The sequence below is a fragment of the Streptomyces sp. NPDC048507 genome (assembly GCF_043199995.1).
GTDB lineage: Bacteria > Actinomycetota > Actinomycetes > Streptomycetales > Streptomycetaceae > Streptomyces.
Window position 1 is genome coordinate 349,399 of sequence record NZ_JBICWZ010000007.1, and the last position, 14,733, is coordinate 364,131.

General features: G+C 74.2%; 16 protein-coding genes and 1 riboswitch. Of the genes, 11 read left to right on the forward strand and 5 right to left on the reverse strand.

All coding sequences use genetic code 11. The annotated features are described in order from the left end of the window. Positions 1-185: 185 nt before the first annotated feature. From ACGFXC_RS21825 to ACGFXC_RS21845, 5 genes are all read left to right on the forward strand, one after another. Positions 186-668: an SAV_6107 family HEPN domain-containing protein gene (locus ACGFXC_RS21825; RefSeq protein WP_393715151.1), complete on the forward strand. Its 483-nt coding sequence runs from the start codon at positions 186-188 to the stop codon at positions 666-668. A gap of 76 nt (positions 669-744) precedes the next feature. Beyond that, entirely contained in the window at positions 745-1,503 is a 759-nt protein-coding gene (locus tag ACGFXC_RS21830; protein ID WP_393715153.1) for a class I SAM-dependent methyltransferase, read from the forward strand. A gap of 285 nt (positions 1,504-1,788) precedes the next feature. Then, on the forward strand, positions 1,789-2,193 hold the full coding sequence (locus tag ACGFXC_RS21835) for a DUF3040 domain-containing protein (RefSeq protein WP_266577690.1): 405 nt from the start codon (positions 1,789-1,791) through the stop codon (positions 2,191-2,193). A gap of 110 nt (positions 2,194-2,303) precedes the next feature. Further along, on the forward strand, positions 2,304-2,930 hold the full coding sequence (locus ACGFXC_RS21840; RefSeq protein WP_393715155.1) for a DUF4126 domain-containing protein: 627 nt from the start codon (positions 2,304-2,306) through the stop codon (positions 2,928-2,930). Between the two features lie 31 nt (positions 2,931-2,961). Then, entirely contained in the window at positions 2,962-4,383 is a 1,422-nt protein-coding gene (locus ACGFXC_RS21845) for a phytoene desaturase family protein (RefSeq protein ID WP_393715157.1), read from the forward strand. A 24-nt stretch (positions 4,384-4,407) separates the two neighbouring features. On the opposite strand, the gene ACGFXC_RS21850 is transcribed toward ACGFXC_RS21845, so the two are convergent. From ACGFXC_RS21850 to ACGFXC_RS21870, 5 genes are all read right to left on the reverse strand, one after another. Further along, positions 4,408-5,352: a hypothetical protein gene (locus tag ACGFXC_RS21850; protein WP_393715159.1), complete on the reverse strand. Its 945-nt coding sequence runs from the start codon at positions 5,350-5,352 to the stop codon at positions 4,408-4,410. A gap of 50 nt (positions 5,353-5,402) precedes the next feature. Beyond that, the gene (metF, locus tag ACGFXC_RS21855; protein ID WP_393715160.1) at positions 5,403-6,317 is read right to left on the reverse strand and encodes a methylenetetrahydrofolate reductase [NAD(P)H]; all 915 of its coding nucleotides are present in this window, start codon (positions 6,315-6,317) and stop codon (positions 5,403-5,405) included. A 68-nt stretch (positions 6,318-6,385) separates the two neighbouring features. Continuing rightward, on the reverse strand, positions 6,386-7,024 hold the full coding sequence (gene thiE, locus ACGFXC_RS21860; RefSeq protein ID WP_393715162.1) for a thiamine phosphate synthase: 639 nt from the start codon (positions 7,022-7,024) through the stop codon (positions 6,386-6,388). A gap of 65 nt (positions 7,025-7,089) precedes the next feature. Next, positions 7,090-7,455, reverse strand: coding sequence for an Rv2175c family DNA-binding protein (locus ACGFXC_RS21865; protein WP_362133496.1), 366 nt, complete (start codon positions 7,453-7,455; stop codon positions 7,090-7,092). Between the two features lie 86 nt (positions 7,456-7,541). Further along, positions 7,542-8,774 carry an NAD(P)/FAD-dependent oxidoreductase gene (locus ACGFXC_RS21870; RefSeq protein WP_393715164.1) on the reverse strand — a complete coding sequence of 411 codons (1,233 nt, stop codon included), beginning with the start codon at positions 8,772-8,774 and terminating at the stop codon, positions 7,542-7,544. 116 nt (positions 8,775-8,890) lie between these two features. Beyond that, positions 8,891-9,003, forward strand: a riboswitch (TPP riboswitch). Here ACGFXC_RS21870 and thiO point away from each other — a divergent pair. From thiO to ACGFXC_RS21900, 6 genes are all read left to right on the forward strand, one after another. Further along, complete coding sequence (thiO, locus tag ACGFXC_RS21875) at positions 9,001-10,188, forward strand: glycine oxidase ThiO (RefSeq protein WP_393715166.1); 1,188 nt, start codon at positions 9,001-9,003, stop codon at positions 10,186-10,188. It overlaps the preceding riboswitch by 3 nt. Continuing rightward, on the forward strand, positions 10,185-10,385 hold the full coding sequence (thiS, locus tag ACGFXC_RS21880) for a sulfur carrier protein ThiS (RefSeq protein WP_393715168.1): 201 nt from the start codon (positions 10,185-10,187) through the stop codon (positions 10,383-10,385). The genes thiO and thiS overlap by 4 nt, the downstream gene beginning before the upstream one ends. A gap of 5 nt (positions 10,386-10,390) precedes the next feature. Next, positions 10,391-11,191 carry a thiazole synthase gene (locus ACGFXC_RS21885; RefSeq protein ID WP_393715170.1) on the forward strand — a complete coding sequence of 267 codons (801 nt, stop codon included), beginning with the start codon at positions 10,391-10,393 and terminating at the stop codon, positions 11,189-11,191. 146 nt (positions 11,192-11,337) lie between these two features. Continuing rightward, entirely contained in the window at positions 11,338-13,248 is a 1,911-nt protein-coding gene (gene pknB, locus ACGFXC_RS21890) for a Stk1 family PASTA domain-containing Ser/Thr kinase (RefSeq protein WP_393715172.1), read from the forward strand. A 5-nt stretch (positions 13,249-13,253) separates the two neighbouring features. Next, positions 13,254-14,114, forward strand: a complete 861-nt coding sequence (locus ACGFXC_RS21895; RefSeq protein WP_393715174.1) for a deoxyribonuclease IV — start codon at positions 13,254-13,256, stop codon at positions 14,112-14,114. Positions 14,115-14,204: 90 nt separating this feature from the next. Next, positions 14,205-14,729, forward strand: a complete 525-nt coding sequence (locus ACGFXC_RS21900) for a DUF4396 domain-containing protein (RefSeq protein ID WP_393715176.1) — start codon at positions 14,205-14,207, stop codon at positions 14,727-14,729. The last annotated feature ends 4 nt before the right edge of the window (positions 14,730-14,733 follow it).

The window sequence follows — 14,733 nt, forward strand, 5'->3', positions numbered from 1 at the left end:
ACCTCTTTTGAACTGACCGGTCAGTTCAAAAACTAGCAGGTTCGGGACCAAAGTCCGCACCCGAACCGGGCTTTGGGTGCGAAAGCGCAGGTCAGCGTGATTGTCAGTGGGGGCCGTCACGATGGATCCACGCATGCGCGTACCCGCAACACCGCCGAGCACCACGCAACGACAGGAGGTTCGTCATGGCCACACCGTCCCCGTCCCCTGTCCACCCCGTCCCGCGCAGGTCGGCCGCTCCACCCGCCGCCCTGGACCTGCTCGCCAAGGCCCGCGGCGGCCTGGCCGAGGCGGCCCTGCTGCCACGGCCCAATGAGCGGTACGCCACGGCCCATCTGGCCGCGCTGCGCGTCGCCGCGGCCGTGCTCGCCGCGCGGGGGCGGCCCGAGCCCGCGCACCCGAGGCGGCGGCCGCGCATCCGCAGTGCCTGGGAGGTGCTGCCGGAGATAGCCCCGGAACTGAGCGAGTGGAGCGCCCTCTTCGCCTCGGGCGCCGCCCGCCGGGCCCGGGCGGAGGCCGGGATAGCCGATGCGGCGAGCCCCCGGGACGCGGACGACCTCGTACGGGCGACCGGGATGTTCCTGCGCCTGGTGGAGCGGATGCTGGCCCTCCAGCCACCGGCCCAGCCCCTCCCCCAGCCCCGGCCGGAGCGTCCCCACGCGGGATGACCTGCCCGGTCGGCCGAGGCCATAGGGTGGGGCACGCACCGTTCCCCCACCCTTACGCGCCGAGGAGTCATCAGCCGTGTCGGACACTTCCCGCCCCCGTGCCTCCCTCCGCACCGCCGTGGTGTGGGAGGTCCTCAAGGAGGCCCTCGACCGCCGGGCGAAGGCGACCGGGCGGGACGTCCTGGACGTGCTGGACACCGGCGGCGGCACCGGCAAGTTCGCCGTGCCGGTGGCGCACCTCGGCCACCGGGTGACCGTGGTCGACCCCAGCCCGAACGCCCTGTTCGGGCTGGAGCGCCGGGTCTCCGAGGCGGGCGTCGCCGACCTGGTGCGCGGAGTCCAGGGCGACGCCCAGGGCCTGCTGGACGTGGTCGAGCGGGACGCGTACGACGTGGTGATCTGCCATGGCGTCCTGGAGTACGTGGACGACCCGGCCGAGGGCGTCGCCAACGCGGTCGCCGCCCTGCGCCCCGGCGGCGTCCTCAGCCTGCTCGGCGCCGGTCTCGGCGGCGCGGTCCTGGCCCGCGCCCTGGCCGGCCACTTCACCGAGGCCCGTACCGCCCTGGGCGACCCGGCCGGGCGCTGGGGCTCCGGCGACCCGGTACCGCGCCGTTTCACCGCCGAGCAGCTGAGCGAGCTGGTCGGCGGGGCCGGCCTGGAGGTCGGCGCCGTGCACGGCGTGCGGATCTTCGCCGACCTGGTCCCCGGCGTCCTGGTCGACACGGAGCCCGGGGCGGTGGAGGCACTGCTGCGACTGGAGGAGGCCGCCGCCGAGCTGCCGGCCTTCCACGCGGTCGCCACGCAACTGCACGTCCTGGGCGAGAAGCCCGCCTGATCTGCGGCCTTTGCGCGAACGGGCTCGCCCGCTCACCCTCCGAACCGGCCCCCGGCCACGTATGATCGGGGGCACCGGTCGGCATGCCGGAGAGCTCATTGGGGAATAAGCGCCTCAGTGACCGCGCTGGCGACGGTACGTTTCACGCATTGCTCCATGCTTTCTTGACTCAGCGGTTTGCAGAATGTGGCGTAGAGGGCGGGTATCACGGGGGCGATTCCCCGCCTATCCTGAAGGGGACCCCTGGTCGCTACCCCCCGCGACCGACGGATGAGGAGGACTCCCGTGCCGCTCTCGGAGCACGAGCAGCGAATGCTCGAGCAGATGGAGCGAGCGCTGTACGCCGAAGACCCCAAGTTCGCGACAGCGCTTGAGGGCAGTGGACTGCGCACGTACACCCGGCGACGGGTCTACCAGGCAGTCGCAGGCATTGTGGTGGGTATCGCGCTCCTCATGACCGGTGTGATCTGGCAGGAAGTGCTCTGGATCAGCGTGGTGGGATTCCTCGTCATGCTGGCCTGTACGGTCCTCGTCGTCACCGGTTGGCGCAAGGCACCCAAGCCTGGCGAGCAGCCCGTCTCCGGAAGTGCAGGCGGTTCGGCCCGTGGCGGCCAGAACCGGCAGCGTCGGTCGATGATGACCCGTATCGAGGAACGGTGGCAGCGCCGCCGTGACGAACAGGGGCAGTAGCTCCCGTATCCGTTCCAGCGCCGAGGGGGCCGCCGCACGCGTGCGGCGGCCCCCTCGCCGTTCGTTCCCGGTATCCCGGCATCCGGGCCCTCCTGCGGCATGATGTGCGGGTGAGTGTCCTCCCCCTGGTCTTCACCAGCGGCTGGGCCAGCGGGATCAACGCGTACGCCGTGGTCCTCCTGCTCGGCATCTTCGGCGCCACCGGCCTGACCGACGAGGTCCCGGCCTCGCTCCAGCGCACCGACGTCCTGATCGTGGCGGGCGTGCTCTTCCTCTGCGAGGCGGTGGCCGACAAGATCCCGTACGTGGACTCCCTCTGGGACTCCGTCCACACCGTGATCCGGCCCGTCGCGGGCGCCGTGGTGGGCGCCCTGCTCGCCGGGCAGAGCGGCTCCCTGCCCGACCTCGCCGCCGGGGCCGTCGGCGGTTCCACCGCCCTGGCCAGCCATTTCGTCAAGGCCGGCACCCGGATGGCGATCAACACCTCGCCCGAGCCGTTCAGCAACATCGCGGTCAGCACGGCCGAGGACCTCGGCGTGGGCGGCATCGTCACCTTCGCCATGTTCAACCCGCAGGCCGCGGCCGTCATCGCGGCCGTGCTGCTGGCCATCGGCCTGGCCGTGGTGATCTACCTCTGGAGCCGGATCCGGCGCTTCCGCCGGCGCCGGGCGCAGCGGCGCGAGGAGAAACGGCTGGCCGCCGAGGTCCGCACCGGTACCGGGGCACCACCGGGCTGACTCCCTGACCTCGCTCGATAGGCTCAGCCGCATGGCGAGAATTGCGGTGATCGGCGCCGGCATGGGCGCGATGGCTACGGCGGCCCGGCTGGCGGTGGCGGGGCACCAGGTGACGGTGTACGAACGGGGTGCCTCCTACGGCGGATCGGTCGGCCGGTTCGCACGCGACGGCTTCACCTTCGACACCGGCCCCGGGCTGCTGCACCTGCCCGCCGTCTACCGCGACCTCTTCGTGAAGACCGGCAAGGCCCCCCTGGAGGACCTGGTCGACATGGTCCAGCTGGACCCGGCCGTCCGGCACCTCCTCCACGACACCTCCGTCACCCTCCCCGGCGGCTCCCGCGGCGGGGTCGCGGCCGCCCTCGACGAAGCCTTCGGCACGGGGGCGGGCGAGCGCTGGAACGCCGTCCTGGGCCGCGCCCGGGACACCTGGGACGCGACCCGCCGCCCGCTGCTGGAAGAGCCCCTGCGCACCGACTGGCAGGTGCTGGGCCGCGACCCCTACCCGGCCCTGCGGGGCAGCGGGCTGCTGCGCCGCCGCACCCCCTCGCTGGCCGAGGTGGCCGCGCGCGAGCTGGGCGGTCACCTCGGGGAACTGCTGGCCGCACGGGTGCGGGCGTACGGGCTGGATCCCGACGCCGCGCCCGCCTCCGCCGCCGCGCTGCCGTACATGGAGCAGACCTTCGGCAGCTGGTACGTCCGGGGCGGCATGCGCGAGCTGGCCACGGCCCTCTACGAGCGCTGCCGGGAGCGGAAGGTCGACTTCGCCTTCGGGACGCCGGTACGGGAGGTCCTGACGCGGGGCGGCCGGGCGGCCGGGGTCCTGCTGGGCGACGGCACCGAGGCCGCGGCCGACTCCGTCGTCTGCGGGATGGACCCGCGGCGGCTCCCGGCGCGTTCGGTGTCCTGGCCGCACGGCGGCGCGCCCGCCCGCGGCGACGGGGTGCCCGGCCGGCTGACCCTGCTGCTGGCCCTGCGCGGGGCCCGCACGGACGGCGCCGCGCACCGCACGCTCGTGCACTCCCCCGGACTGGACGTCACCGTCCTGCGCCCCGACGACCCGGCCACCCGACCCGACGCGGACCACGAGGCGGTCACCGTGACGGCCGTGTGCGGCCCCGCCGGCGGGGCGCCGGTGCCGGACCCGGAGAAGCTGCTGGACCTCGCCGCACGGGCCGTCCCGCGGCTGCGGGAGCGGCTGCTGTGGCTGGAGGTGCGTACCCCGGCGGACGTGGAGGCGGCGACGGGCGCGCTCGGCGGCTCGGTGCCCCCGCCGGCCCTCGCCGGGGACGGCGGCCGGCTGCTGTACCCCGCCAACGTGACGGCCCTGCCCGGGCTGTACCTGGCGGGCGGCTGGGCGCACCCCGGCGGCGGGCTCGCGCACGCCGGGATGACCGGGGCCCTGGTGGCCGGGCTGATCGTGGAGGGGGACGGCTTCCGGGGCTCGCAGTGAGCCGGCGGGCCCCGGAACGGCGGGTCAGTAGCGGTACTGCTCGTACTCGCCGTTCCCGTTCCCGTTCCCGTGCCCGTTCGCGTGCCCGTTCCCGTTCCCGTCCCCCTGCTGGTACGGGTACCCATGCGGCGGCTGCTGCCGGTCCTGCTCCGGGTATCCGGCCGGGGCGTCGGCGGCCCGCTGCTGCGGGACCCACACCCCGCCGGGCGGGGTGTCCGTGGAGTACTGCTGCGCGGGGTCGGCGTAGGACGGGTAGGCGGTGTAGGCCGTGTAGTCGGGGTAGTTGTCGGGGGCGGGCGGGGTGACCCCGCCGCCAGTGCCGATGTACGGGTCCGAGTAGGCGGCGTAGACCTGCTGTTCACCGGCCGGGTAGCCGGTGTAGTCGTAACCGCCTTGGCCCTGCGGGGGGTCGTAGGAGGCCGCGTACGGGCGGGCGTCCTGCTCGGCCGGGGCGAAGGACGGGGCGAAGGCGGCGGTGTCGTCGGGCTGCCGGGGGGCGAAACTCTGTATCCCGTACGACCCCGTCTCCTCGGGCACCGGCTGCGGGGTGAACACGTCGTCGCCGTCGTCGTGGCGCTCGGGGTGCTCGTGGCGCTCCGCGGCCGGGTCCCGGTGCCCGTACTCCATGCCGGTGACCTCCAGCGCGGGCTCGGGGCGCGGCGCGGGGCCGCCGCCCCGGCGGCGGCGGCTCTGGGTCTGGCGGACGGGCTCGCCGCCGCGGCGCAGGGCCCAGCCGGCGACGAAGCCCTTGCGGAAGGAGAGCGTCACGAGGATCTGGCCGACGGCGAAGGCCGTCGCGCCCGCGGCGATCACGGGGACCGAGGGCAGCACCACCCCGGCGACGACGCCGGCGAACCCGGCGAAGGCGAGCAGGCGCCAGCGCAGCCGGGCCTTGTACTGCATCAGGACCTCGGCAAGCAGCCACAACGCGACGATGCCGAACGCGATGTAGAGGACCGTCATTCCCATGCAAGGCCCCTCTCGGTACGGCCGCCGGCGCGGGAACGGGGGACGGCCGATCAGGCCCGCTGGTGCAGGCCCAGGTTCTCGTAGATCTCGAGGGTCGCCGTGGAATTGTTCAGCGTGATGAAGTGCAGCCCCGGGACACCCTCGGACAGCAGCCGCGCGCAGAACTCCGTGGCGAACTCGATGCCAATGGAGCGTACAGCGGCCGGATCGTCCTTGACGGCGAGCATGCGCTCTTTCACGTCCGCGGGGAAGACCGCGGTGCTCAGCTGGGGCAGCCGGTCGAGCTGCCGGATGCCCACAACAGGCATGACCTCGGGGATGATCGGGGTCTCGCAGCCCGCCTTCGCGGCGCTGTCGCGCAGCCGCAGATAATTCTCGGGATCGAAGAACATCTGGGTGATCGCGTAGTCGGCGCCCGCGCGGCACTTGTCCACGAAGTGCCGGATGTCCGTGTCCCAGTCCTCCGAACGGGGGTGCATCTCGGGGAAGGCGGCGACGCCCACGCAGAAGTCGCCGGACTCCTTGAGCAGCCGGACCAGATCGGCCGCGTAGTCCACGCCCTCGGGGTGCCTGACCCAGGTGCCCATCGGATCGCCCGGCGGGTCACCGCGCAGAGCGAGCATGTTGCGGATCCCGGCGTCCGCGAACTGGCCGATGACGTGGCGCAGCTCGGCCACGGAGTGGTCGACGGCGGTCAGGTGCGCGACGGGCGTCAGGGTGGTGTCGGCGGCGATCTGCTGGGTGGCGCGGACGGTGCCGCCCCGGGTGGAGCCGCCGGCCCCGTAGGTGACCGAGACGAAGCTCGGGGAGACCGCTTCGATCCGGCGCAGGGCGTTCCAGAGGTTGCGCTCGCCCTTCTCGGTCTTCGGGGCCCAGAACTCGAAGGAGTACGAGCGCCCGGACGCGAGGAGGTCGCGGACCGTGTGTGCACGGTCCGACCAGGTGGAAGCGGTACCAAAGGCCATACCGGCAGGTTAGACGGGCCGTCGCGCACGCCGAAGCGGTGTCCAGCAGCTGGACACGTTTTTGGACACTAACCCAGGCGGGCGCGGATCCGCTTGGAGAGTTCGTGGGCGGCGCCGTGCGGGTCGGAGGCCTCGGTCAGCGCCCGGACGACGACCACCCGGGTGGCTCCGGCGTCGAGCACCTCGTCCAGATTGGCGCCGTCGATGCCGCCGATGGCGAACCAGGGACGGGGCTGGTCCAGGGAGGCGGCGTGGCGGACGAGGTCCAGGCCGGGGGCGTGCCGACCGGGCTTGGTGGGGGTGGGCCAGCAGGGGCCGGTGCAGAAGTAGTCCACGCCCGGCTCGGCGACGGCGGCGTCGACCTCGGACTCGGCGTGGCAGGAGCGGCCGATGAGGACCTCCCGGCCGAGGATGGCGCGGGCGGCGGGGACGGGGATGTCGCCCTGGCCGAGGTGGAGGACGTCGGAGCCGATGGCGTGCGCGACGTCGGCGCGGTCGTTGACCGCGAGGAGCTTGCCGTGGCGGCGGGCGGCCTCGGCGAAGACCCGCAGGTGGTCGAGTTCCTCGCCGGCCTCCATGCCCTTGTCGCGGAGCTGGACGATGTCGACCCCGCCGGAGAGGACGGCGTCGAGGAACTCGGGGAGGTCGCCCTGACGCTTGCGGGCGTCCGTGCACAGGTAGAGCCGGGCGTCGGACAGCTGCTGCATGGGTGTACCCCCCGTGGTGGTGGCGTACGGGCCCCGGTGGGCCCGTACGCCGGTGGATCAGCCGGTCAGAGGGCGAGCGCCTGGGCGCGTCGCTTCACCTCCGTGCCGCGATTCTCGCTGAGCGCCTGGGCGGGGGTGCCCGGCAGGGTCGGGTCCGGGGTGAACATCCACTCCAGGATCTCCTCGTCGGAGAAGCCGTCGTCGCGCAGCACGGTCAGCAGGCCGACCAGGCCCTTGACGACCTTGTCGCCGTCGATGAAGGGGGCGGGCACCTGGAGGGAGCGGTTCTCGCCGCGGCGCACGGCGAGCAGCTGACCTTCCTTGACCAGCTGGCGGACCCGGGTCACTTCGATGTCGAGCATCTCCGCGATGTCGGGGAGGTACAGCCAGGCGGGGACAAGGGCGTCGATCTTTGCGTCAATCTCGGTCACGGGCACAAGCCTGCCATCTCGCACTGACCACCGGTACCCGAGCGGCCCCGTCCGGGGTCCGCCGGGGCCGCGGGGGGGGGCTCGCGTCAGGCCGTCGCGGACTTCAGCGGGACGGCCGGGTCGGCGGCCCTGGCCGGGTCGACGGGGACGCCCGATTCGATGAGCCTGCGGCCCTGCGCCAGGTCGCGGGGGCGGCCCACGGCCAGGACGGCGACGAGCGCGTCCCCGCGCAGCCAGCACACCGACCAGGCGGCGCCGGCCGGGTCGCCGCGCCACAGCAGGGTGTCGGCGGCGCCGTGGTGGCCGGCGTACTGGACGAAGCGGCCGAACTGCTCGGACCAGAAGTAGGGCACGGGGTCGTAGGCCTGGACGGGCGCCCCGGCCAGGATGTTCGCCGCGACCGCCCGGGGGCCCTGGAGGGCGTTGTCCCAGTGGTGGACCAGCAGGCGGGCGCCGTAGCGGGCCGACGGGAAGGAGGCGCAGTCGCCGACCGCGTACACCCCGGGCAGGGAGGTGCGCAGGTGGGCGTCGGCGGTGAGGGAGCCGTCGGGGCCGCGCTCGATGCCCGAGCCGTCGAGCCAGGCCGTGGCGGGGCGGGCCCCGATGCCGACGACCACCGCCCCGGCGGGGAGTTCCCGGCCGTCGCCGAGCCGGACCGCGCCCTCCTCGACGGCGGCCACCCTGGCGCCGGTGATCAGGGTGGCACCGGCCTCGGCGTACCACCGGGCCATCGGGGCGGCGACCTCGGCGGGCAGGGCGCCGGCCAGGACCCGGTCGGCGGCCTCGACGACGGTGACGGCGCAGCCCGCCGCGCGGGCGGCGGTGGCGAACTCGGCGCCGATCCAGCCCGCGCCGACGACCACGAGGTCGTGGGCCGCCGCGAGGACGGGGCGCAGCCGGACGGCGTCGTCGAGGGTGCGCAGCAGGTGCACGCCCGGGACGCCGGCGGCGCCGGGCAGGGTCAGCGGCTCGGCGCCGGTGGCCAGCACGAGGACCTCGTACGGGACGGGCCCGGCCCCGGTGTCCAGCTCGCGCTCGGCGGCCCGTACGCCGGTGACCTCGACGCCCAGGCGCAGGTCGATGCGCAGTTCCCCGAAGTCCACGTCGAAGGCCACGTCGAAGGCGGAGTCCTCGGCCTTGCCGAGCAGCACCGCCTTGGACAGCGGGGGCCGGTCGTAGGGCTGGTGGGGTTCGGCGCCCAGGAGGGTCACGGGGCCGGTGAAGCCCTGTGCCCGCAGGGCCACCGCGGTCTGCACCCCGGCCATTCCGGCACCGACGATCACGACACCGGGCTTCGTCTGCTGCGTCTGCTCGCTCACGCGTCCAGCCTAATGAACTGACGGCCCATCAGGAACAGGGGGCGGGCGGCGCGGGCGGGGAGGCGGCGCGGGGAGGCAGCCTTACCCACCACCCCCGGCGGGGTTAGTCTGGCCACCGTACCTATCGCGGGAGTCCGGGCGCACCGGGCTGAGAGGGAGGCTGGACGGCCTCCGACCGTACGAACCTGATCCGGGTCATGCCGGCGAAGGGAGGGGCTGGACGCCCATGCACTCATCCGGAACATCCGGGGCATCCCGGACGGGAACCGACGTCCTCGTCATCGGGGGCGGCATCATCGGCCTGGTCACCGCCTGGCGGGCCGCCCGGCGCGGGCTGCGCGTCGCCCTGGCCGACCCCGCTCCCGGCGGCGGCGCCGCCCAGGTCGCGGCCGGCATGCTCGCCGCCGTCACCGAACTGCACTACGGCGAGGAGACCCTGCTCGGGCTCAACGTGGCCTCCGCCGCCCGCTACCCCGAGTTCGCGGCCGAACTGGCCGAAGCCAGCGGGGGCCTGGACATCGGCTACCGGGCCTGCGGCACCCTCGCCGTCGCCCTCGACTCCGACGACCGCCTCCACCTGCGGGAACTGCACGCCCTCCAGCGCCGCTGCGGGCTGGACTCGCAGTGGCTCACCGGCCGCGAGTGCCGCCGCCTGGAGCCCATGCTGGCCCCGGGCGTGCGCGGCGGGCTGCGCGTCGACGGTGACCACCAGGTGGACCCCCGCCGGCTCGCCGCCGCGCTGCTCGCCGCCTGCGAACGGGCCGGGGTCGCGGTGCACCGGGCGGCGGCGGCCCGGCTGCTGACCGGGGGCGACCGCGCGCTGGGCGCCGTACTTCAGGACGGTGCGGAGCTGCGCGCCGGCCAGACCGTCCTGGCGGCGGGATCGCTCAGCGGACGCCTGGCCGGGGTGCCCCCTGAGGTGGCGGTGCCGGTGCGGCCCGTGAAGGGGCAGGTGCTGCGGCTGTCGGTACCGGCCGCGTACGCGCCGTTCCTGTCCCGGACCGTACGGGCCGTCGTGCGCGGCAGCCACGTCTACCTGGTGCCGCGCGAGAACGGCGAACTGGTCGTCGGCGCCACCAGCGAGGAACTCGGCTGGGACACCACGGTCACCGCCGGCGGGGTGTACGAGCTCCTGCGCGACGCCCACGACCTGGTGCCCGGCATCACCGAACTCCCGCTGGTCGAGACCCGGGCCGGACTGCGCCCCGGCTCCCCCGACAACGCGCCCCTGCTGGGCCCGACCGAGCTGCCCGGGCTGCACCTGGCCACCGGGCACTACCGCAACGGGGTGCTGCTGACCCCCCTCACCGGCGACGTGATGGCGGAACTGCTGGCCACCGGCTCCGTGCCGGAGGCCGCCCGCCCCTTCACCCCACGCCGCTTCTCCACCACGCGTCAGGAGTCCTACGCATGACCATCTCCGTCAACGGCGAGCCGCGCGAGGTCGCGGCCGGCACCACCCTCGACGCCGTGGTCGCCACCCTGACCGCCGCCCCCTCCGGCGTGGCCGCCGCGCTCAACGAGACGGTCGTCCCCCGGGGGCGCTGGCCGCACACCCCGGTGGGCGAGGGCGACCGGGTCGAGGTCCTCACCGCGGTGCAGGGGGGCTGACGGCGATGGCGGACGACCTCTTCACCCTCGGCGGCAGGACCTTCACCTCCCGCCTGATCATGGGCACGGGCGGCGCCCCGAGCCTGGACGTGCTGGAACGCGCCCTGGTCGCCTCCGGCACCGAGCTGACCACCGTGGCCATGCGCCGCCTGGACCCGACGGTGCAGGGCTCGGTCCTGTCCGTCCTGGACCGGCTCGGCATCGCCGTCCTGCCGAACACGGCGGGCTGCTTCACCGCGGGCGAGGCGGTGCTCACGGCCCGGCTGGCGCGGGAGGCGCTCGGCACCGACTGGATCAAGCTGGAGGTCGTCGCCGACGAGCGGACCCTCCTGCCGGACGGGGTCGAGCTGCTGGACGCCGCGGAGATCCTCGTCGACGAGGGCTTCACGGTGCTCCCGTACACGAACGACGACCCGGTGCTGGCGCGGAAGCTGGAGGACGTGGGCTGTGCGGCGATCATGCCGCTCGGGTCCCCCATCGGGTCCGGGCTCGGCATCCGCAACCCGCACAACTTCGAGCTGATCACGGAGCGGGCCGGGGTGCCGGTGATCCTCGACGCCGGAGCCGGGACGGCGTCGGACGCCGCCCTCGCGATGGAGCTCGGCTGCGCGGCGGTGATGCTCGCCTCGGCGGTGACCCGGGCGCAGGCGCCGGTGCTGATGGCCGCGGCCATGCGGGACGCCGTCACGGCGGGGCGCCTGGCCCACCGCGCGGGCCGCATCCCCCCGCGCCGCTTCGCGGACCCCTCCTCCCCCACCACGGGCCGCGCCACCCTGGACCCCGAACGCCCGGCGTTCACGTCCTGACCGGACGCGCCGCCGCCCCGGCCCCCGGCCCCGCGCAGGGGGGCCGGGGGCCGGGCCCGGCCCAGGAGGAGGGGCGTGCGTCACAGGTGCGCTGCAAGGCCGGGGACCCCGGACGGCTCGAACTCACCGGCTCGTAGAATCGCCGGGTGGATACGACCCTGGATGACCCCATCGTCGGGCGCGTGCTCGACGGCCGCTACCGCATCGACGCCCGCATCGCGGCCGGCGGCATGGCCACGGTCTACCGGGCCGTCGACACCCGCCTGGACCGCGTCCTCGCCCTCAAGGTGATGCACCCGGCGCTCGCCGCCGACGCCGCCTTCGTGGACCGGTTCATCCGCGAGGCGAAGTCCGTGGCCCGCCTCGCGCACAGCAACGTCGTCGCCGTCTTCGACCAGGGCACGGACGGCCCGTACACCTACCTCGCCATGGAGTACGTCTCCGGCTGCACCCTGCGCGACGTGCTGCGCGAGCGCGGCGCGCTCCAGCCGCGGGCCGCCCTGGACATCTTCGAGCCGGTCCTCGCCGCCCTCGGCGCCGCCCACCGGGCCGGCTTCGTCCACCGGGACATGAAGCCGGAGAACGTCCTGATCGGCGACGACGGCCGGGTCAAGGTCGCCGACTTCGGTCTGGTCCGCTCCGTGGACGCCGTGACGCACACCACCGGCTCGGTGCTCGGCACCATCTCCTACCTGGCGCCCGAGCAGATCGAGAACGGCGTCACCGACGCCCGCGTGGACGTCTACGCCTGCGGGGTCGTCCTCTACGAGATGCTCACCGGCGCCAAGCCGCACACCGGCGGCTCCCCCGCCCAGGTGCTCTACCAGCACCTCAACGAGGACGTCCCGCCCCCGTCGGCCGCCGTCCCCGGGCTCGCCGGGTCCCTCGACGCCCTCGTCGCGCGGGCCACCGCCCGCGCCCCCGAGGGGCGCCCCGCCGACGCCGCGGCCCTGCTCGGGCTGGTCCTCCAGGCCCGCGCGGGGCTCGGGGATGCCGAGCTGGACGCCGTACCCCCGCAGGCGCGCGCCGGGGACCGGGCGGCCACCGAGGACCGCACCAGCGTGATCCCGCGCCCGGTGGAGGGGCCGCGGCAGCCGGTGCACCACACCTCGCGGCTGGAACTCCCCCACGCCGCGCACGCCGCCCCCGCACCGCCCCGCGGTCCGCGCGGCCGCCGGGGTCCGCTCCTGGTCGTCGCCGGGGTGCTGCTCGCGCTCGGGCTCGGCACCGGCGTCTGGTACATCAACTCCGGCCAGTTCACCAAGGTCCCCAACCTGCTCGGCAAGACGGAGGAGCAGGCCAGGTCCCAGCTGTCCGCCGCCGGTCTGGGCGTGAAGGGCGTGGACCGCAAGTTCAGCGACGCCTTCGACCGCGGGACGGTGATGAACACCGATCCCCCCGGTGGCAAGCGGATCCGCGGCAACGGCACCGTCAAGCTCACCGTGTCCCGCGGCCCCGAGGTGATCAGCGTCCCCGACCTGAAGGACAGGCCGCTGGAGGAGGCCAGGGCGGAACTGACGAAGACGGGCCTGGCGCCCGGCATCGTCACGCAGGCCTTCAGCCAGGACGTTGCGCAGGGCTCGGTGATCGAGACCAACCCGGCGGGCGGCCAGAAGCGGGCCCCCGACACCGCGGTCGCGCTGATCGTCAGCAAGGGCCGCCCGGTGCCCGTCCCGGCCGTCGCCGGCAAGCCCCTCGACCAGGCCCGCGCCGCGCTGGAGGCCGCCGGCCTGAAGGCGGCCACGGCCCCCGAGCAGGTCAACTCCGCCTCCCCGGCCGGTACGGTCGCGAGCCAGTCGCTCGCGGCGGGCGCCCAGGCGGCGGGCGGCGACACGGTCACGCTGACCGTGTCCAAGGGCCCGCGCCAGGTGCCGGTGCCGGACGTGACCGGCCAGGACGTGGACCCGGCCCGCAAGGCGCTGGAGGCCCTGGGCTTCAAGGTGAAGGTGGACCGGCCCTTCCTCTCCTTCAGCAACACCGTGGACACCCAGTCGGTGCCGGGCGGCCAGGGCGCCCCCGAGGGCAGCACCATCACCCTGCGGACGAAGGGTCTGTGACGGCCGTGACGCGCAACCCCGTGGGCGGGCACGTCCCCGTCGCCGGCGGCCTCGCCTCCGTCGGGCTCCCGTACGCCCGCGAGATGGGCGCCGAGGCCCTCCAGGTCTTCGTCGCCAATCCGCGCGGCTGGGCCACCCCGGCCGGCAATCCGAAGCAGGACGAGCTCTTCCGCGCGCGGTGCGCCGAGGAGTCCCTGCCGGTGTACGTGCACGCCCCGTACCTGATCAACTTCGGCTCGCACACCGAGGCGACGGTGGAGAAGTCGGTGGAGTCCCTGCGGCACTCGCTGCGCCGGGGCCGCGAGATCGGTGCGCTCGGGGTGGTCGTGCACACCGGCTCGGCGACCGGGGGCCGGCCTCGCGAGGCGGCGTACGCGCAGGTCAGGGAGCACATGCTGGGGCTGCTGGACGAGCTGGTGCACGAGGACGACCCGTTCCTGCTGCTGGAGTCCACCGCCGGACAGGGCTCCTCACTCTGCTCCAGGACCTGGGACTTCGCCCCCTACTTCGAGGCGCTCGACCACCATCCGAAGCTGGGCATCTGCCTGGACACCTGCCACATCTTCGCGGCGGGCCACGACCTGGCCGAGCCGGGTGGCACCAAGCAGACGCTGGACCTGCTGGTGGACGCGGTGGGCCCGGGCCGGCTGAAGCTGATCCACGCCAACGACTCCAAGGAGGGCGTCGGCGCCCACAAGGACCGGCACGCGAACATCGGCCAGGGCCACATCGGCCGGGAGGCCTTCGCGGAGCTGTGCTCGCACCCCGAGACGGACGGCGTACCGCTGATCATCGAGACCCCGGGCGGCAAGGAGGGGCACGCGGCGGACGTGGCCCTGCTGAAGGAGCTGCGCGGCGCCCACTGATCCGGCGACTCCTTGAGGAATACCCCAGGGGGGTATACGGTTCTGTCAGTCGGCAGCACCGTCATCCGGCATTTCCCTCAGGGGGTCGTCATGGAGCAGGCACACAGCCACCACCACGAACACCCGCACGACCACGGCAACGGCCACGAGCACGGCACCGGCCACGAGCACGGAGCGGTCCCGGCCGACTGGGGCACCGCCGCGCGCGCCACCCTGCACTGCCTCACCGGATGCGCCATCGGCGAGGTCCTGGGCATGGTCGTCGGCACCGCGCTGGGCTGGGGCAACCTCCCGACGATGATCCTCGCGATCGTCCTCGCGTTCGTCTTCGGCTACGCGCTCACCCTGCGCGGAGTCCTCGCCGCAGGAGTGGACCTCCGTTCGGCCGTCCGGGTGGCGCTCGCCGCGGACACCCTTTCGATCGCCGTCATGGAACTGATCGACAACGGGGTCATCGCGCTGTGGCCCGGCGCCATGGACGCCCACCTCTCGGACGGACTCTTCTGGACGGCGCTCGCGCTCTCACTGGCGCTGGCCTTCGTGGTGACCACCCCGGTGAACAAGTGGCTGATCGGCCGCGGCAAGGGTCACGCGGTCGTCCACCAGTACCACTAGGGCG